Here is a 16,045-nt window from a genome sequence, read left to right on the forward strand (position 1 = left end):
CCCTTACTTGTCCAGGTTCTTGCCGACGGCGCGCATGGCGAAGAATGCAACGATGTTGGCGAGAATGACGGCGATCACGCCACCGGCGGATGCCTGGCCGATTTTGAACTCCAGGAGCGCCTTCTGGTAGACGAGGAAGGGCAGGTTGGTGGAGGCATAGCCCGGGCCGCCATTGGTGGTGACCAGGATCTCGGCATAGATCGACAGCAGAAAGATCGTCTGGATCAAGATGACGACGGTGATGGCGCGCGACATATGCGGCAGCGTCAGATACCAGAAGCGGCTGAGGAAGCCGGCGCCGTCCATCTCGGCCGCTTCCTTCTGCTCGCCGTCGAGTGACTGCAACGAGGTCAGCAGGATCAGCGTCGCGAAAGGCAGCCACTGCCAGGCGACGATCAGGATGATGGCGGTCAGCGGATGCTGGCCGAACCAGTCGATCGGCTGGGCGCCGAAGAAGCGCGCGATGTCAGCGAAGACGCCGTATTGCGGATGCATGATCATGTTCTTCCAGACCAGCGCCGCGACCGGCGGCATGACGAAGAACGGCGAGATGACCAGGATGCGCACGACGCCCTGGCCCCAGATCGGCTGATCGAGCAGCATCGCCAGAAGGATGCCGCCGACCACAGTGATGACCAGCACGCTGACGACGATAATCAACGTGTTGAGGATCGAGGAGAGGAAGGCCGGGTTGGAATAGAACAGCGCGTAATTGGAGAAGCCGACGAAGCCGTTCCGGATCGGGTTCAGCGGATTGTATTGTTGGAACGAGAACCAGAGCGTGAACAGCAGCGGCACGATCATCCAGACGAACAGCAGGATCACCGATGGCGCCATCATGAAACGGGCAAGCGAACGGGTTTGCTGAGTAGCCATGACGGTCACCCTCCCAAAGTCAGCCGGATTTCCAGTGTTGTGCCAGAATTTTCCCGATTTTGAAGGGGGGCCGCCCGAACTGGGTTTCGGGCGGCCCCTTGCCGGTCATGATGCGCGGCCGGCGTTCGGCACCGGGAGGAGCCTTACTTGATATAGCCGCCTTCGGTCATCGCCGCGGTCGCTGCGTCCTGAGCCTGCTTCAGCGCGTCGTCGACGCTCGACTGGCCGGCAAGGGCGGCCGAGAAGAGCTGGCCGACGGTGGTGCCAAGGCCCTGGAATTCAGGAATGGCGACGAATTGCACGCCGACATAGGGCACCGGTTTGACGGTCGGATGCGTCGGGTCGGCGGCATTGATGGAGTCCAGTGTCATCTTCGCGAAAGGCGCTGCCTTCTGGTACTCCGGATTGGCATAGAGCGAGGAGCGCGTTCCAGGCGGAACGTTGGCCCAGCCTTCCTTCGAAGCCACCAGTTCCAGATAGTGCTTCGAGGTCGCCCAGGAGACGAACTTCTCGGCGGCATCGGCCTTCTGGGTGCCGGCGGGGATCGCCAGCGACCATGCCCACAGCCAGTTGCCGCGCTTGCCGAGGCCATTGTCGGGCGCCAGCGCATAGCCGACCTTGTCGGCGACCTGCGAGGCCTTCGGATCGGAAACGAAGGACGCGGCGACGGTGGCGTCGATCCACATGCCGCACTTGCCCTGCTGGAAGAGCGCCAGGTTCTCGTTGAAGCCGTTGGAGGAAGCGCCTTCAGGACCGTCGGCCTTCATCAGGTCGACATAGAACTGCAGCGTATTCTTCCATTCGGGCTGGTCGAATTGGGGCTTCCAGTTCTCGTCGAACCAGCGGGCGCCGAAGGAGTTCGACATAGCGGTGAGGAAGGCCATGTTCTCACCCCAGCCGGCCTTGCCGCGCAGGCACACGCCGTTCACGCCGTTGGCGCGGTCGGTCATCTTGTCGGCGGCCTGCTTGATGAAGTCCCAGGTCGGCGCGTCGGGCATCTTCAAGCCCGCCTTCTCCATCAGGTCCTTGCGGTACATGACGAAAGAACTCTCGCCGTAGAAGGGCGCGGCATAGAGCTTGCCGTCGACGGAGAGGCCGCCGGCGATGGCCGGGATGATGTCCTTGACGTCATAGTCGTTGCCGAGCTTGTCGAGCGGCAGGAGCCAGTTCTGCTTCGCCCAGATCGGGACCTCATAGGTGCCGATGGTCAGGACGTCGTACTGGCCGCCCTTGGTGGCGATGTCGGTGGTGACACGCTCGCGCAGCACGTTTTCTTCAAGCGTGACCCAGTTGAGCTGGATGTCGGGGTTAGCCTTGGTGAAGTCGTCCGTCAGCTTCTGCATGCGGACCATGTCGCCATTGTTGACGGTGGCGATGGTGATGGATTCGGCATGCGCGGCGAAAGCGAGGGCGCTGGCCGACAACAGGCCCAGGATGAGCGTGCGAAGTTTCATCAAATTCCTCCCATAAACCAAGATGAGCATTTGCCTTGGCTTTGGGCAATTACTCACTTACCGTGATTTATGTCAAGCCGGAATCTGTGCTGCAGCGCAGCAGAAATGACGCAACGTGAGCCGCCCGGCGACGTGGCCCGGCCCACTGGAAGGGAAGCCGGGTGGCCTGCTTACGGGCAGGCGATCTCGGCCAGGATCCAGTCGCGGAAGGCGCGGATCTTCGGCACGTTGCGACGGGCCGTCGGATAGACCAGCCAATAGGCGTGGCCATCATCGCCGACGAGGTCGAAGGGCTGGATCAGACGGCCGTCGGCGAGCTCGTTCTTGAACAGCGCCCTGGTCAGGATTGCCACGCCATGGCCGGCCATCGCCGCGTTCGCCTCATAGGCCTGCGCGCCCATGCTGGAGCCCGGCCGTTTGGCTAGATCGTGCCCGGTCACGCCGGCGGCCTCGAACCATTGCGCCCACCAGATGTCGCCGGGGTCGAGGATCGGCAGCCGCAGCAGGTCCGCCGGTTCCTTGACGCCGCCTATGCTTGCCGCGAGCTTGGGACTCAGCATCGGCGTGAAATCGGCGTCGAGCAGCTTGTGCGCCTCCAGGCCCGGCCATTTACCAGCGCCGGAGCGGATGGCAAGATCGACATCCTCGCGCGCGAAATCGGTCAGGCGGCTCGACGTGTCGAGCCGCACGGCAAGTGCGGGATGGGCGAGTTGGAACGAGCCCAGATGCTGCGCCAGCCAGTTCGAGGCGAAGGTCAGCACGGTGGTGACGCAGAGCAGGCCGTCGGCGCCGCCGCGCGCCGCGGCATAGGCATGGCCCAGGATGGAAAAGGCCTCGCTGACGGCGGGCGCCAGGCGCTGGCCGGGCTCGGTCAATTCGATCTGCTTCGGCCGGCGCAGAAACAGCGGCGCGCCGATGCGCTCCTCCAGCACCTTGATCTGATAGCTCGCAGCCGCCTGGGTCATGCCCAATTCCTGCGCCGCCTTGGTGAAGGACAGGTGCCTCGCCACCGCTTCGAACACCCGGATCGCCTGCAGCGGCGGCAGCGGCGCAAGCTGCGGAGAACTCAGATCGGGCATAAGGCCTCCTTATGGGTCATGATCGAGGTTTAATTGGAAGCACGAAGCGGTCAGCCCGATATTTGGGATCAACGATCAATCCAGTTCAAGGCTGACGATCATGGTCACGGTTCAGGAAAAACTCGTTTCCACCCCGGCACGCGGCTGGTTTCTCACGCTCGTGCGGGAATTTGCAAGGTTTTCGGGCCGCAGGCGCACTTATCTCGATGTCCGGGAACTATCCGAGCATCTGCAGCGCGACATGGGTTTTCTCGACGGCAACGATCCGCATGGCCGTTCGCAATAGCCGGCTCTTTTTTATGGGCAGTCAGCCGGCAAGCAGGGCTTCGGCCGTCCGTTCGTCGGTGATGAGGCCGTTGACCAGCCGGCGATTGACGGCGGCAAGGATGCCCGGCAGCTTGCGCTCGCCCATGGCCAAAGCGATGACCAGCGACCTTTCCCGCGACGGCAGCGCGGCGGAAGACACGCGGTCATTGGTGATGCCCTCGATCATGCGACCTTCGCGGTCGAAGACCCAGCCGACGATCTCGGCGATGCCGCCGGCCTTCTGCAGCGCCTTCAACTCGCTTTCGGAAATGAAGCCATCCTCGTAGAGCGGAGCTTTGGGCCCGAGGTCGCCGATGCCGACGAAGGTGACGTCGGCTTCCGCGGCAAGCGCCAGCGTCGGCTGGATCATCGGCTGGTTGAGCAGCATCTCGCGCTCTTCCGGCGAGGAGGCGATGACCGGCAGCGGCATCGGGAAGGACCGCGCCTTGACGCGGTCGGCCATGGTGAAGATAACGTTGTAGAAGGCGGCCGAGCCGTCGGGCGAGATGTTGCCGGTCAAGGACACGACCTTGTGCTGCGGGCAGTCCATCGGCGGCAGCTGCTCGATCGCCGCCTTCAGCGTGCGCCCGGTGCCGATCGCCATGACGATTGGGGTCTCCGAGCGCAGCCGGCGTTCGATCTCGGCCGCGGCCGCCTCGGCGATGCCGATCGTCGTCGAACTCGACGTCGGGTCGCTCGGCACCACCTCGACAAGGTCAAGCGCGAAGCGCGACTTCAGCCGCGCCGCAAGGTCGAGGCAGTTGGCGATCGGATGATCGACGCGCACCTTGATCAGGCCTTCCGACATGGCGAGCGACACCAGCCGCTGCGCGGTCTGCCTGGAGATGCCGAGCTTGGCGGCGATCTGGTCCTGCGTGTTGCCGGCAACATAATAGAGCCAGCCGGCGCGCGCGGCGTCGTCCAACCTGGTGCTGCCGGTTTCCTGTCGCGAATTCACGTCCTGCCTCCCCACCCGCAAGAATACTGAAACGGGCGCCATAGCTTACAGCGAATATCGTAACGCGCAATTGCCTATCGAAAGAGCAATTGCTTGGGCGTCTCGCAGGTTGGCGAAGGATCAATTCGCCATGCTTGCGACATTTGCCGGCGGGACGGTTTATCTCCACCGGGAAACCGATTAAGGGGATCGGCGAAAGGAGCCGCGCATGACGCCGAAAGCCGTTTTCTGGGATATGGACGGAACGCTGGTCGACAGCGAGCCGCTGCACGAGGCGGCGCTCGCGGCGGCCCTGCGCAGCGTCGGCATCGCCCCGCCGCACGACCTGCACGAGCGGGTGCTGGGCATCGCCGCATGGCCCGTCTACGAGATGCTGCGCGACGAGTTCGGCCTCGACCTGCCCTTCGACGACTGGATCGGGCGCAAATACGATCACTATCTGCCGCTGGCCAAAACACTGAAGCCACGCCCCGGCGCGATCGAAGTGTTCAACGAATTGCGCGCGCTCGGCGTCGAGCAAGCGGTGGTCTCCAACTCCGACCGGCTGATCGTCGACGCCAATCTCAACGCTGTCGGCCTTATCTATCCCGGCATGCTGACGGTCAGCCGCAACGACGTGATCGACGGCAAGCCGCTGCCCGAGCCCTTCCTGCGCGCCGCCTATCTGGCCGGGGTCGAGCCGGCGGACGCATTCGCCGTCGACGACAGCCTCACCGGCGCCATGGCCGGCCTGGCGGCCGGCATGAAGACGATCTTCTGGCCGGAAGCACCGATGGAAGGTCCGGCCGGGGCGATCGTCATCAACAGCGCCGAGGAGTTGCGGGCGCAGTTGGGACTCTGAGAAAATCGCCAACGGAGGCGCTGGTCGACCCCCACTCCGTCCCGGCTTCGCCGAGCCATCTCTCCCCCGATCGACGGGGTAGAGGAAAGGCGCCCCGCTTTTTGCCGTCAACGCTCGGCTAGCAACACTCCCTTCCTTTCCCTCCGGAGGGGGGAAAGGTGGCGCTGCGAAGCAGCGACGGATTGGGGGAACCACGTGGCAATCAAGCCAAGGCCCGATCAGCCGCACCAGTAACAGAAGATGTGTGCGTAGCGTAACCGGGAGAAGGAAGCCAGCATCAATTCCGGTAGACCGGCTCTTCCTCGTCGAGGATCGCTTTCAGCTCGGCCAGATGGCGCTCGGCCTGGCCGGGGTAATCGTCCATTTCGCGCGCGGTCTTCTCGGCGATCTCGTCGGAGAGGGTGCGCAGCGGACGGCCGGTCCACAGCGCCTTGATGTAGGTCTCGGCGGCGCGCTCGAAATAGAACATGCGGTTGAAGGTGTCGGCGACGGTGTCGCCGATGACCATCACGCCGTGATTGCCCATGACCATCACCTTGACCTTGGGGTCGGTGAGAAGCTGCGAGCAGCGCTCGCCCTCCTCCTCGAAAGCCAGCCCGCCATAATTGGCGTCGACGACATGGCGGTTGAAGAACATGGCGGAGTTCTGGTCGACCGGCGGCAGCGTCGAATCCGCCAGCGAGGCAAGCACCGTGGCGTGGATCGAATGGACATGCATGGCGCAGCGCGCATGCGGGACATTGCGATGAATAGCGCCATGCAGGCCCCAGGCGGTCGGGTCGGGGGCATCGGGACCGGACAGCGTGTCGGGATCGTTGGCGTCGATCAGGAGTAGGTCGCTCGCCTTGATACGCGAGAAATGCACTTGGTTCGGGTTCATCAGGAACTTCGTGCCGTCCTCGTTGACCGAGAGCGAGAAGTGATTGGCCACCGCCTCGTGCATGTTGAGCCGGGCGGTCCAGCGGAAGGCGGCGGCGAGATCGACCCGCTCCTCGTAATAGGGCAGGTTGCTCAGCGGTTCCTTGTGCAGGCGGGCAAGGCTCATCGAAATCCTCCGCTTGGGTTTGTTTTTCCGAGAATGCCGCGCATGGCCGCTGCCAGCAACCGATAATCGGTGGCTCAGCGGATCAAGCCGCCGGGCGCGCCGGTTGCAGCCCGCCCTGCTCGACGATGAAGTCGATCACTTGCTGCAAGCCCTTGCCGCGCGACAGGTCGGTGAAGCCGAAGGGCCTTTTGCCGCGCATGCGGCCGGCGTCGCTCTCCATGACGTCGAGGTTGACGTTCACATAGGGCGCCAGATCGCTCTTGTTGATGATCAGGAAATCCGAGCGTGTGATGGCCGGGCCGCCCTTCCTCGGAATCTCCTCGCCCTGGCAGACCGAAATGACATAGAGCGTCAGATCGGCAAGATCGGGCGAGAAGGTGGCGGCGAGATTGTCGCCACCGGATTCGATGAAGATGATGTCGAGATCCGGAAATTTTTTGTTCAACTCGGCGATGGCGCGCAGATTGATCGAAGCGTCCTCGCGAATGGCGGTGTGCGGACAGCCGCCGGTCTCGACGCCGACGATGCGCTCTTCGGGCAAAGCTTGTAGCCGCGCCAGCATCATCGCATCCTCCTTGGTGTAGATGTCGTTGGTGACGACGGCGATCGAAAAATCATCGCGCAGCGCCTTGCAGAGCTTTTCGGTGAGCGTCGTCTTGCCGGAGCCGACCGGGCCGCCGATGCCGATGCGAAGAGGACCGTTTTTCGACGTCATGCCGGAAACTCCGAGATAGCGAGAACGACAAAGCCCAACCCGATCAACAGGCAAAGCGGCGAATAGAGGCGCTGGTCGAGCCGCGCGAAAGGCTGTTCGGGCGCAAGCCTGCGCCACCAGGGCGTGAAACCGGCAATGCCGCGTCCTAGGAAGACGAGGCCGATCATCAATGCTGTGGCCGCCAGGCCTGCTCGTGGAAAGGGCGTCGCAAAGACACCCGCAAGCGCCAGGGGCCAGAGCGTCGCCAATGCCAGACAGGCCGCGACGGCAAAGCTCGCAGCTGTCGACGGCATCTCGTCGACGCCGCGGAAGCCGACGACGGCACGCGCACAGGACGCCTGGTCCGTGCCCGGCCAGATGCCGCCTATGCCCCAATAGACATGCAGCGTGGTGATCAAAAGCAGGACGAAGGCGAGGATGACGGCAAGCACGATCATGAGCGGAACAGCCGCGAATATTGCGTTTCGTGGCTCATCGCGACGATGTCGGAGACAAAAGCCGCGCCGCCCAGATCGTCGAGCGTCGACACCGTTGCGCGAGCTGCCGTGTCTATAGCCCAATTTTCAAAGCCGGCTAACAACGAGACGGCATCGAGCTGGCCGACGACGCCGAGCCTGATCGCCGCCTGCACGAGATTGGAGAAGAAAGCCTGAAGGAAGGCCGACAGAGCCTGCGCGAGGTCGATGCCGCCGCTGCCGGCAACGGCACCGACCGCGACGCAATAGGGGCAATCGGCCGGCAGGCGCTGCAGCACCGGAGACGACCAGGCGGACGCCGCCTGGAGAAAAGCCGCGCCCTGCAGCATGGTTTCGAGATGACGCTCCCGCGACCCGGCGAGCGCTTCGGCCAATGTGGCGACTTCCGCCAGGTCGCCGCCGTCACGCGCGCGGCGCCAGCTCTCGGCGAAGAGGACCGCGTCGTTCCAGCCTGAACCCATCTCGACCAGAGTCTCCAGCCAGCCGGTGAGATCTTCGCGATCCGCGATCAATCCATCCTGCACGGCGCGTTCCAGGCCATGACTGTACGAGAAGCTACCGACCGGAAAGGCCGGCGACAGCCAGGTCATCAGCCGCAGCAGCGCTATCGATGACGGCTGGTCAGTCATGGTGGTGATGGTGGTCGTGATGGTCGTGATCGTGATGATCGTGGCCATGGTGGTCGTGGTCATGGTGGTCGTGCGAATGGCCGTGATCGTGGCCATGCCCGGAATAGGCACCGCGCACCGGGCTGAACGGCTCCGACACCTCGTTCACCGTGGCGCCGAGGCCTTCGAGCATCGCCTTGATGACATGATCGCGCAGGATGAGGATGCGGTCCGCCTCGATCGCCGCCGCGAGGTGACGGTTGCCGATGTGCCAGGCGAGCTCGGTCAGATGAACCGCGTCGCGGGCGCGGATGTCGTAGACCTCCTCGGGTGCGGCGACGATTTCGAGCTGGCGGCCGTCCTCCAGCACCAGCCGGTCGCCATTGTTGAGCGCCACCGGCTCGGGCAGGTCGACCAGCACCTTGTCGCCGCCGGCGGTCTCGACGGCGCGGCGGCGCAGATGCCGCTCGTCATGCGGCAGCACGGCCTTGTCATAGGGCGCGGTCAAAGCCGGATCGCCGGCGGCAAGCACCGAGACGGCGCGCGGAAATTTGGTGAAATCGGTGGTGATGTTGAGCTTCATTTCATGGCTCCGCCATTAGCTTGAGCGCGGGCACGAGCAGGTCGCGACAGCACGCGGTCGAAATAGGCATTCACCCGGTCGGACTCGATCGGGAAACGGCCGGCGCGCGCCCAGCCACCCATATCGCCCAGCAAGACGTCGACGGCCGAGAAGCGGTCGCCCAGCGCAAAGGGCTTGTCGCCGAGCCGGCGGTCCAGCGCCCTCACTTCCGAAGCAAAATCATAGGCGGCCGCAGGCCCGACGTCGACGCGCAGTTCCTTCGGCAGCAGGAAACGATGGCGCAGCTTGTTCCACAGCGGCGCCTCGAACTCGCTCTGGGCGAAATGCATCCAGGAATCCATCTCGGCGCGGCCAGCGAGACCGGGATTGGCGCCCATGCCCTTATCGGCATGCTTGTCCGCCAGATAGACGCAGATCGCGGCCGAGTCGGTCACCTCAATGTCGCCATCGATCAGGATCGGCACCTTGCCGGAAGGATTGAGCGCGTAAGCCTCCGGCGAGCGCAGCTTCACCTCGACGAACTCGTAGGGCAGCCCGAGCTCCTCGAGCATCCAGAGCACCCGGCTGACCCGAGAGCCGCGCGATCCGACGGCCTTGTACATGGTTGAGCCCTGCATTTCCGAGATTTCTAGGGCATCCTGAGCGCCGGTCCAATCGCGCTCAGACGATGGTGTCGAAGAGCCGCAGGATGAACGATATCTGATAGACGAGCGCGGCCGCGACGAAGGCGATGTGGAAGCGGCGGTCGCGCACCATGATCGCGACGATGCAGAGCGCCACGAAGACCGGCGTGCGGATCAGATATTCGTTGCCGAAGCGGGCGAAATGCTCCGGACCTTTGAGCAGCGTGTCGATGACGTCGAGCAGATAGGTCGCGCCAAGCAGCCCGAAGAACCAGGCGCGGCGCGAGTAAAAATAATCCTCGTAGCTGGTGTAATCGAGCATCGAATCCGGAAACAGCAGCGCGCAGAGCAGGAACAGCGTGATGGCGTAGAAAATGATGAAAAGATATTTGCCGAAGGTCCAGTTCTCGATGGCATAGAGGCCGAACTCCCACCACCAGAAATGCACCAGCATCAACAGCACCGAGGCGACCCAGGCGAGATGCACCGCGTAGAGCCGGTACTGGCCGGGATGCTGGACGATGCGGGCCGTTCCCGAAAGCAGCCGGGTGACGCCGAGGCCGATCACCATGCCCATGACGATGCGGATATGCGGAAAGATGTCGTGCGGCGAGGCGATTTCGGTGGGCATGCCTGATCACAATGCTGCTGCTTTGCCGCATATTGCGATCTGCGCACGCGCGCCGCAACGATATTTGCCCGCTCACCGGTCAGCCGTTGTCAGAACAGAAAATACCGTTGCGCCATCGGCAGCACGGTCGCGGGTTCGCAGGTGAGCAGCTCGCCGTCGGCGCGCACTTCGTATGTTTCGGGATCGACCTCGACATGCGGCGTGGCGTCGTTGAGCACCATGGAATGCTTGCCGATACCGCCGCGCGTGTTCTCGACCGCGATCATCGCCTTGTCGACGCCGAGCCTGTCCCGCAGGCCAGCATCGAACGCCGCTTTCGAGACGAAGGTCACGGAGGAGTTGGTCAGCGCCTTGCCATACGCGCCGAACATCGGCCGGTAATGCATCGGCTGCGGCGTCGGGATCGAGGCGTTGGGATCGCCCATGGGTGCTGCCGCGATCGTGCCCCCCACCAGGACCATCTCCGGCTTGACGCCGAAGAAGGCCGGATTCCACAGGACAAGATCGGCGCGCTTGCCGACGGTGATCGAGCCGATCTCCTTCGACAGGCCGTGCGCGATGGCCGGGTTGATGGTGTATTTGGCGATGTAGCGGCGGACGCGGACATTGTCGTTGTCGCCGGTCTCATCAGGCAGCGCGCCGCGCTGGCGCTTCATCTTGTCAGCGGTCTGCCAGCAGCGGATCGCCACTTCGCCGACACGGCCCATGGCCTGGCTGTCGGAAGAGATGATCGAGAAGGCGCCGATGTCGTGCAGGATGTCCTCGGCCGCAATCGTCTCCTTGCGGATGCGGCTCTCGGCGAAGGCGATGTCTTCCGGGATCGACGGCGACAGATGATGGCACACCATCAGCATGTCGAGATGCTCGGCCAGCGTGTTGACCGTGTAAGGCCTGGTCGGGTTGGTCGAGGACGGGATGACATTGGGCAGGCCGCAGACCTTGATGATGTCCGGCGCGTGGCCGCCGCCGGCGCCCTCGGTGTGGAAGGCATGGATGGTGCGGCCGTCGATGGCCGCGACCGTGTTTTCCACGAAGCCGGACTCGTTCAGCGTGTCGGTATGGATCATCACCTGCACGTCGTAAGCGTCGGCGACCGACAGGCAGCAGTCGATGGCGGCCGGGGTCGTGCCCCAGTCCTCGTGCAGCTTCAGCGCGCAGGCGCCAGCCAGCACCATCTCTTCCAGCGCCGCCGGCTTTGACGCATTGCCCTTGCCCGAGAGGCCGATATTCATCGGAAAAGCGTCGAAGGACTGGATCATGCGCGCCATATGCCAGGGGCCGGGCGTGCAGGTGGTGGCCAAGGTGCCGTGCGCCGGCCCGGTGCCGCCGCCGAGCATGGTGGTGATGCCGCTCATCAGCGCTTCCTCGATCTGCTGCGGGCAGATGAAATGGATATGCGCGTCGAAGCCGCCGGCCGTGAGGATCTTGCCCTCGCCGGCGATGATCTCGGTACCGGGGCCGATGATGATGGTGACGCCAGCTTGCGTATCCGGATTGCCGGCCTTGCCGATCGCCGCGATGCGGCCATCCTTCAGGCCGATATCGGCCTTGACGATACCGGCAAGCGCGTCAACGATCAGCGCATTGGTGATGACGGTATCGACCGCGCCGCCTGCCCGCGTGACTTGGCTCTGGCCCATGCCGTCGCGGATGACCTTGCCGCCGCCGAATTTCACTTCCTCGCCGTAGACCGTGAAATCCCTCTCGACCTCGATGAACAGCTCGGTGTCGGCGAGCCGCACCTTGTCGCCGATCGTCGGTCCATACATCTGCGCATAGGCGGCGCGGCTTATCCTGGCCATCAGCAATCGCTCCCGAAATTCCAATTGTTTGCGCGCGGGGCACACATTGTCGCCATCCAATGGTCACGCAATGACCCGCCCGGCGACACTTTGAGCGCCCATTTGCGCTTTCCCATCGGGCCGTTGAGGCGGGCGGAATCACTCCCAAGCCGATGGAAGGAAGATCCATGCGCAAAGCGATAGTTCTCGCCGCGACCGCCACCCTGATGATGGCGGGGGCCGCCAGCGCCCAGCAGCAGCCGACGCCGCAGCCAAGCCCGGCGCCCACCGCACCCGCCGCGCCAAAAGCCCAGTCCGCGGCGCCGGCGATCCAGAGCGTCAACATCGTCGACATCACAGAACTGCCCAAGGACACGCAGACGCAGGTCAACCAGATCGTGGCGCAGCGCGGCGACGCCGGCCTGCAGACCTTGCGCAAGTCGATCGACGCCACGCCCAAGGTGAAATCCGCGCTCGAAGCCAAGGGCATGAGCTCGGCGCAGGTGATCGCCGCCAGCATGCAGCCCAATGGCGCGCTGACGCTGATCACCAAGAAGGCAAGCTGATTGCACGTCAAGGCGGGCCGCGTCGCGGTCCGCCTGTCGGCTTTTGAAGGGAACCTGCGGCCAGACAGGGCCGTTTCGCTGTTTTCGCCCCGTCAGGAGTTCAGTCAGGAGCGAGCGATGGCGAAAGCCCCGCGTTTTGCAAGATGGAGTTCCGCGGTTGCCGCCGCGCTTGTCATGGCCGCGCCCCAGGCGGCGTCCGCGGCGCAGCCGCTGGACAATGGCAGTCCTGCCGCGGCGATCGTCGATTCCGATGTCCGACAGGAAGAGGCGCTCTCCACGACGGAGGCCGGGAAGGTCATCACCGCCATCGACCGCACCCGCGACAACATCGGCGCGGTGCGCAAGACCACCAAGCTCGACAGGGTCGACATCGTGTTCCTGACCGATGCCGCGCGTAGCGAAGGCGGGCCGCCGCCGGCCATCGAGAACAAGGTGAAGCAGCATCAGGAGGACGTCGCCGAATTGCGCCAGGAGATCGAGGCGAACGCGCTGCTCTTCAACGCCATCGATTCGCGACGCGTGCAGGCCGAGGACGTGCTTGCCGTGGAATTCGACAATCCGGGAAAGGTCGTCATCTACGCCGCCGCCAAGCCGCCGAAATGATGTGAGCGCGCCGGCCATCTTCACAGCTTGCCCATCACCTTCTGCTGGAAACCATAGACCTCGCGCTTGCCGCCCAGCGGCACGAGCGTGACGTCGCGCTCCTGTCCCGGCTCGAAGCGTATGGCCGTGCCGGCAGCGATATCGAGCCGCATGCCCCGCGCGCGCTCGCGGTCGAATTTCAGGCCCTCATTGGTCTCGAAGAAATGATAGTGGCTGCCGACCTGGATCGGCCGGTCGCCGCTGTTGGCGACCTTGAGCGTCACCGTGGGCAGGCCCTTGTTCAGCTCGATGTCGCCTTTGGCGGTGATGACTTCTCCGGGGATCATCGCGCCCTCACAGCACGCCGAAGGCAAGGCCGACGCCAATCGCCGCGCAAGCGGCGCCGGCGGCGCGCGCCAGACCGCGGAAGCGCGATCCTAACCCGACGCCGGCCGCAATGCCGGCGCCGTGGAGCAGCGCCGTGGCCACCGCAAAGCCCGCCATATAGTCCAGCCCCGCCGCATTTTCCGGCACTTCGGTGCCATGGGCATTGCCGTGGAACAGCGCGAACAGGCCGATGACAGCGATCCCGGCCGAGAGCGGCAGGTCGATCGCCAATGCCACCAGCAGACCGAGCGCCACGACGGAAGCGAGGATAGCCGGCTCCACGAAAGGCGCCGGCACATGCAGCATGCCGAGCGCGCCGCCGGCCAGCATCACGCCGACGGAGGCCAGCGGCCAGGCCCAGACCGCCTTACCGCCCTTCATCGCCGCCCAAAGGCCGACGGCAACCATCACGGTCATATGGTCGAGCCCAGACAGCGGATGCGCGAAACCGGCGGCGAAGGAAGAGGTGGAGCCTGCGCCGACATGGGCTTCAGCCGGCATAGCGGCTGCCAGGAAAAGGATCGCGGCAAGTGTGGTTCGTTTCGTCGAAGCGGTGATCATCTTTCTGCCCTTCTCCAATTGACCTGGTTCAAGCGGCCTTGCGCGGGCCGCAGCCTCCGGCCTTGAGCACGCGCGTGGTCGATGGTGGGTATTTCGTCAGCTTGGCTGCCGGCCGGATCGGCCGCGGCGCGAAATTGCCGCCGCAATTGGGGCAGACCCCGCCCAGCACATTGTCCACGCAGTCGGCGCAGAAGGTGCATTCGAAGGTGCAGATCAGCGCATCGGCCGCCTCCGGCGGCAGATCCTTGTCGCAGCATTCGCAATTGGGCCTAAGCTCCAGCATCGGTCTTCCTCATCGGATCGGCCCTCACCTGATCGGTTCGTGCACGGTCACCAGCTTGGTGCCGTCGGGGAACGTCGCCTCGACCTGGACGTCGTGGATCATCTCGGCGATGCCGTCCATGACCTGAGCGCGGGTGACGACATGGGCGCCCGCCTCCATCAGTTCCGCGACCGGGCGGCCGTCGCGCGCGCCTTCGACGACGAAGTCGGTGATCAGGGCGATGGCTTCGGGATGGTTGAGCCTGACGCCACGCTCCAGGCGCTTGCGCGCCACCATCGCCGCCATGGCGATGAGCAGCTTGTCCTTTTCACGCGGCGTAAGGTTCATGCGATGTCCCGGTATTTCAGATCAGAGTGACCACAATTTGGGCAGTCCCGCCCGTCCATTGAGCAGTTCGACGAGCAGAACCAGCCGCTTGCGGAGCTGGTAGCCGTCGCCGGCGCAGAGCCTCGCAAGAAGCTTGCCAGATCGGCCGACGCTCCAGAAACTGGCGCCGCCCCAGCCGCCGATCGCCGGATCGCCGATGATGGCGCGGACCTTCTCCAGCAGGTCTTCCGCCTGCGGCGAAACGAGGAGCACTGTGGCAAGCGCAAGCGCGCCGCCGGTCGCCGCCCGCCGCTGGAGCGTCGCGGCGATATCCGGGCCGAGCCGGAAATCCTCCGCATGGACCAGCGCGCCGCCCTGGCGGACCCGCCAGCGGTCATGGAAACTGCCTTGAACCGTGCGCTCGCCCATCGCAAGCCGGCCGAACAGCGTGGCTTCGAGTATCAATGCCTCGGCACCGTCGCCAAGCTCGACATCCAGCGTGCGGGCGAAAGCGGCACGGTCGAAAACGATGGTTTCCTGCGGCAGCCAGGCGATGCGGCCGCCCGGGCCGACCCGGAGGCCGACGCTTGTCTCGGCCCTGTCGGCGGCAGCGCGATAGAGTTTTTCGCAGGCTTGGGTGGTGACGGAGGCGGAGGCGCCGGCGCCGACCTCGATTGTCCAGCCGAGGCGGTCGCCGCCGGTCATTCCGCCGGCCGTGTTGATGAGCACCGCCTCGAGCGGATCGCCTTCTACTGCCGGCAGGCGGATCTTGGCCGATCCATCCTGATACAGCCGCTGCAAGCGCGTCCGGCCGTCGCTCTTGCCGCAGAAAAGCCTGGCTCGCCCGGCAACACGTTGCGCGGCAGGCAAAGGATCGGCGGCCGAAGGCAAGGCGGGCCGGGATGGGAGAGTGTTCTCGATCGTGTCCACCATTCCAGGTTAAGCACTCCGGCGGCTTTGTCGATATATCGCTTGTTGCTTGACATCGTTTTGGTTTCTATAGAGGGAAGCCACCCTGGAGCGGTTGCGCGATGTCTGGCGAGGTAAGGGCAACGGCGTTTGTTGGATCCGGGGACAAAAAGGGCGCTGATCAGTTGGCGTCGGGAAACGACAGGGAAGGAACCGAATGGCTGACCAACTGACGACCGAGATCATCGAAAAGATCAAAGCGCATGCCGATACCGGCGGCGAGGAAATCACCGCCAGCACCGATCTCGGAACGCTCGGCATCCATTCGCTGGAGTTGACCGAGATCATCTTCGATCTCGAGGAAAAATACGGCATCGAGATCGAGATGAACACGGTCGATGCCTGGAGCAATCTCAAGAACGTCGGCGACATGGTCGAGGCGGTTCGCGAACTGATCGCGAAAAAAGCCTGATTG

General features: G+C 64.3%; 22 protein-coding genes. 5 read left to right on the forward strand and 17 right to left on the reverse strand.

Features of this window, described 5'->3' with window-relative positions; all coding sequences use genetic code 11:
* Positions 1-3: 3 nt before the first annotated feature.
* The 3 genes from P9273_RS24480 to P9273_RS24490 all read right to left on the reverse strand — a co-directional run bounded on the left by P9273_RS24480 (position 4) and on the right by P9273_RS24490 (position 3,409).
* A complete protein-coding gene (locus P9273_RS24480; RefSeq protein WP_278051055.1) occupies positions 4-876 on the reverse strand; it encodes a carbohydrate ABC transporter permease in 873 nt (290 codons plus the stop codon).
* 143 nt (positions 877-1,019) lie between these two features.
* Complete coding sequence (locus P9273_RS24485) at positions 1,020-2,330, reverse strand: ABC transporter substrate-binding protein (RefSeq protein ID WP_278051057.1); 1,311 nt, start codon at positions 2,328-2,330, stop codon at positions 1,020-1,022.
* Between the two features lie 170 nt (positions 2,331-2,500).
* The gene (locus P9273_RS24490) at positions 2,501-3,409 is read right to left on the reverse strand and encodes a LysR substrate-binding domain-containing protein (RefSeq protein WP_278051058.1); all 909 of its coding nucleotides are present in this window, start codon (positions 3,407-3,409) and stop codon (positions 2,501-2,503) included.
* 100 nt (positions 3,410-3,509) lie between these two features.
* Between P9273_RS24490 and P9273_RS24495 the strand changes: the two genes are divergently transcribed.
* Positions 3,510-3,695 carry a hypothetical protein gene (locus P9273_RS24495; RefSeq protein WP_040998444.1) on the forward strand — a complete coding sequence of 62 codons (186 nt, stop codon included), beginning with the start codon at positions 3,510-3,512 and terminating at the stop codon, positions 3,693-3,695.
* A 21-nt stretch (positions 3,696-3,716) separates the two neighbouring features.
* On the opposite strand, the gene P9273_RS24500 is transcribed toward P9273_RS24495, so the two are convergent.
* The gene (locus tag P9273_RS24500) at positions 3,717-4,673 is read right to left on the reverse strand and encodes a sugar-binding transcriptional regulator (RefSeq protein WP_278051059.1); all 957 of its coding nucleotides are present in this window, start codon (positions 4,671-4,673) and stop codon (positions 3,717-3,719) included.
* A 208-nt stretch (positions 4,674-4,881) separates the two neighbouring features.
* Between P9273_RS24500 and P9273_RS24505 the strand changes: the two genes are divergently transcribed.
* Positions 4,882-5,514 (forward strand): HAD family hydrolase, encoded by a 633-nt coding sequence (locus P9273_RS24505; protein WP_040998448.1) that lies wholly within the window; start codon positions 4,882-4,884, stop codon positions 5,512-5,514.
* A 277-nt stretch (positions 5,515-5,791) separates the two neighbouring features.
* Here P9273_RS24505 and P9273_RS24510 read toward each other — a convergent pair whose 3' ends face one another.
* The 8 genes from P9273_RS24510 to ureC all read right to left on the reverse strand — a co-directional run bounded on the left by P9273_RS24510 (position 5,792) and on the right by ureC (position 11,997).
* Complete coding sequence (locus P9273_RS24510; RefSeq protein ID WP_127251649.1) at positions 5,792-6,559, reverse strand: class II aldolase and adducin N-terminal domain-containing protein; 768 nt, start codon at positions 6,557-6,559, stop codon at positions 5,792-5,794.
* Positions 6,560-6,641: 82 nt separating this feature from the next.
* Complete coding sequence (gene ureG / locus P9273_RS24515; protein WP_041003091.1) at positions 6,642-7,274, reverse strand: urease accessory protein UreG; 633 nt, start codon at positions 7,272-7,274, stop codon at positions 6,642-6,644.
* Entirely contained in the window at positions 7,271-7,711 is a 441-nt protein-coding gene (locus P9273_RS24520; protein WP_278051060.1) for a DUF3995 domain-containing protein, read from the reverse strand. Before P9273_RS24520 ends, ureG begins: the two co-directional genes overlap by 4 nt.
* Positions 7,708-8,442 carry an urease accessory protein UreF gene (locus P9273_RS24525; RefSeq protein WP_278051061.1) on the reverse strand — a complete coding sequence of 245 codons (735 nt, stop codon included), beginning with the start codon at positions 8,440-8,442 and terminating at the stop codon, positions 7,708-7,710. The genes P9273_RS24520 and P9273_RS24525 overlap by 4 nt, the downstream gene beginning before the upstream one ends.
* Positions 8,372-8,941 carry an urease accessory protein UreE gene (gene ureE, locus P9273_RS24530; RefSeq protein ID WP_278051062.1) on the reverse strand — a complete coding sequence of 190 codons (570 nt, stop codon included), beginning with the start codon at positions 8,939-8,941 and terminating at the stop codon, positions 8,372-8,374. Before ureE ends, P9273_RS24525 begins: the two co-directional genes overlap by 71 nt.
* On the reverse strand, positions 8,938-9,543 hold the full coding sequence (locus P9273_RS24535; RefSeq protein WP_336619405.1) for a glutathione S-transferase family protein: 606 nt from the start codon (positions 9,541-9,543) through the stop codon (positions 8,938-8,940). The genes ureE and P9273_RS24535 overlap by 4 nt, the downstream gene beginning before the upstream one ends.
* Before the next feature lie 58 nt (positions 9,544-9,601).
* The gene (locus P9273_RS24540) at positions 9,602-10,195 is read right to left on the reverse strand and encodes a hypothetical protein (protein ID WP_278051064.1); all 594 of its coding nucleotides are present in this window, start codon (positions 10,193-10,195) and stop codon (positions 9,602-9,604) included.
* Positions 10,196-10,284: 89 nt separating this feature from the next.
* Positions 10,285-11,997 (reverse strand): urease subunit alpha, encoded by a 1,713-nt coding sequence (ureC, locus tag P9273_RS24545; RefSeq protein WP_442920254.1) that lies wholly within the window; start codon positions 11,995-11,997, stop codon positions 10,285-10,287.
* 167 nt (positions 11,998-12,164) lie between these two features.
* Between ureC and P9273_RS24550 the strand changes: the two genes are divergently transcribed.
* Together P9273_RS24550 and P9273_RS24555 are read left to right on the forward strand one after the other, a co-directional pair.
* Positions 12,165-12,542, forward strand: a complete 378-nt coding sequence (locus P9273_RS24550) for a hypothetical protein (protein WP_278051065.1) — start codon at positions 12,165-12,167, stop codon at positions 12,540-12,542.
* A 117-nt stretch (positions 12,543-12,659) separates the two neighbouring features.
* The gene (locus P9273_RS24555) at positions 12,660-13,145 is read left to right on the forward strand and encodes a hypothetical protein (RefSeq protein WP_278051066.1); all 486 of its coding nucleotides are present in this window, start codon (positions 12,660-12,662) and stop codon (positions 13,143-13,145) included.
* Between the two features lie 20 nt (positions 13,146-13,165).
* On the opposite strand, the gene P9273_RS24560 is transcribed toward P9273_RS24555, so the two are convergent.
* From P9273_RS24560 to P9273_RS24580, 5 genes are read right to left on the reverse strand one after another with little or no spacing between them, the layout of a single operon-like run.
* Positions 13,166-13,471, reverse strand: coding sequence for an urease subunit beta (locus P9273_RS24560; protein WP_041003075.1), 306 nt, complete (start codon positions 13,469-13,471; stop codon positions 13,166-13,168).
* A 7-nt stretch (positions 13,472-13,478) separates the two neighbouring features.
* Positions 13,479-14,072, reverse strand: coding sequence for a HupE/UreJ family protein (locus P9273_RS24565; RefSeq protein WP_278051067.1), 594 nt, complete (start codon positions 14,070-14,072; stop codon positions 13,479-13,481).
* Positions 14,073-14,100: 28 nt separating this feature from the next.
* Positions 14,101-14,355 carry a DUF1272 domain-containing protein gene (locus tag P9273_RS24570; RefSeq protein WP_278051068.1) on the reverse strand — a complete coding sequence of 85 codons (255 nt, stop codon included), beginning with the start codon at positions 14,353-14,355 and terminating at the stop codon, positions 14,101-14,103.
* 24 nt (positions 14,356-14,379) lie between these two features.
* Positions 14,380-14,682, reverse strand: a complete 303-nt coding sequence (locus tag P9273_RS24575) for an urease subunit gamma (RefSeq protein ID WP_278051069.1) — start codon at positions 14,680-14,682, stop codon at positions 14,380-14,382.
* A 21-nt stretch (positions 14,683-14,703) separates the two neighbouring features.
* Complete coding sequence (locus P9273_RS24580; protein WP_442920259.1) at positions 14,704-15,591, reverse strand: urease accessory protein UreD; 888 nt, start codon at positions 15,589-15,591, stop codon at positions 14,704-14,706.
* A gap of 196 nt (positions 15,592-15,787) precedes the next feature.
* On the opposite strand from P9273_RS24580, the gene P9273_RS24585 reads away from it, so the two are divergent.
* Positions 15,788-16,042, forward strand: a complete 255-nt coding sequence (locus tag P9273_RS24585; RefSeq protein ID WP_041003067.1) for an acyl carrier protein — start codon at positions 15,788-15,790, stop codon at positions 16,040-16,042.
* Positions 16,043-16,045 lie beyond the last annotated feature (3 nt).

Origin of the sequence: Mesorhizobium sp. WSM4935 (genome assembly GCF_029625735.1) — a bacterium.
Taxonomy (GTDB): domain Bacteria; phylum Pseudomonadota; class Alphaproteobacteria; order Rhizobiales; family Rhizobiaceae; genus Mesorhizobium.

What these genes read in the sequence shown, in the direction of transcription:
- P9273_RS24510 (WP_127251649.1), bottom strand. Translation starts at nt 6,559, where the DNA reads ATGAGCCTTGCCCGCCTGCACAAGGAACCGCTGAGCAACCTGCCCTAT.
- P9273_RS24570 (WP_278051068.1), bottom strand. Translation starts at nt 14,355, where the DNA reads ATGCTGGAGCTTAGGCCCAATTGCGAATGCTGCGACAAGGATCTGCCG.
- P9273_RS24565 (WP_278051067.1), bottom strand. Translation starts at nt 14,072, where the DNA reads ATGATCACCGCTTCGACGAAACGAACCACACTTGCCGCGATCCTTTTC.
- P9273_RS24585 (WP_041003067.1), top strand. Translation starts at nt 15,788, where the DNA reads ATGGCTGACCAACTGACGACCGAGATCATCGAAAAGATCAAAGCGCAT.
- P9273_RS24560 (WP_041003075.1), bottom strand. Translation starts at nt 13,471, where the DNA reads ATGATCCCCGGAGAAGTCATCACCGCCAAAGGCGACATCGAGCTGAAC.
- P9273_RS24550 (WP_278051065.1), top strand. Translation starts at nt 12,165, where the DNA reads ATGCGCAAAGCGATAGTTCTCGCCGCGACCGCCACCCTGATGATGGCG.
- P9273_RS24490 (WP_278051058.1), bottom strand. Translation starts at nt 3,409, where the DNA reads ATGCCCGATCTGAGTTCTCCGCAGCTTGCGCCGCTGCCGCCGCTGCAG.
- P9273_RS24575 (WP_278051069.1), bottom strand. Translation starts at nt 14,682, where the DNA reads ATGAACCTTACGCCGCGTGAAAAGGACAAGCTGCTCATCGCCATGGCG.
- P9273_RS24520 (WP_278051060.1), bottom strand. Translation starts at nt 7,711, where the DNA reads ATGATCGTGCTTGCCGTCATCCTCGCCTTCGTCCTGCTTTTGATCACC.
- P9273_RS24525 (WP_278051061.1), bottom strand. Translation starts at nt 8,442, where the DNA reads ATGACCACGACCACCATGGCCACGATCATCACGATCACGACCATCACG.
- ureG (WP_041003091.1), bottom strand. Translation starts at nt 7,274, where the DNA reads ATGACGTCGAAAAACGGTCCTCTTCGCATCGGCATCGGCGGCCCGGTC.
- P9273_RS24540 (WP_278051064.1), bottom strand. Translation starts at nt 10,195, where the DNA reads ATGCCCACCGAAATCGCCTCGCCGCACGACATCTTTCCGCATATCCGC.
- P9273_RS24555 (WP_278051066.1), top strand. Translation starts at nt 12,660, where the DNA reads ATGGCGAAAGCCCCGCGTTTTGCAAGATGGAGTTCCGCGGTTGCCGCC.
- P9273_RS24535 (WP_336619405.1), bottom strand. Translation starts at nt 9,543, where the DNA reads ATGTACAAGGCCGTCGGATCGCGCGGCTCTCGGGTCAGCCGGGTGCTC.
- ureC (WP_442920254.1), bottom strand. Translation starts at nt 11,997, where the DNA reads ATGGCCAGGATAAGCCGCGCCGCCTATGCGCAGATGTATGGACCGACG.
- P9273_RS24505 (WP_040998448.1), top strand. Translation starts at nt 4,882, where the DNA reads ATGACGCCGAAAGCCGTTTTCTGGGATATGGACGGAACGCTGGTCGAC.
- P9273_RS24495 (WP_040998444.1), top strand. Translation starts at nt 3,510, where the DNA reads ATGGTCACGGTTCAGGAAAAACTCGTTTCCACCCCGGCACGCGGCTGG.
- P9273_RS24485 (WP_278051057.1), bottom strand. Translation starts at nt 2,330, where the DNA reads ATGAAACTTCGCACGCTCATCCTGGGCCTGTTGTCGGCCAGCGCCCTC.
- P9273_RS24480 (WP_278051055.1), bottom strand. Translation starts at nt 876, where the DNA reads ATGGCTACTCAGCAAACCCGTTCGCTTGCCCGTTTCATGATGGCGCCA.
- ureE (WP_278051062.1), bottom strand. Translation starts at nt 8,941, where the DNA reads ATGAAGCTCAACATCACCACCGATTTCACCAAATTTCCGCGCGCCGTC.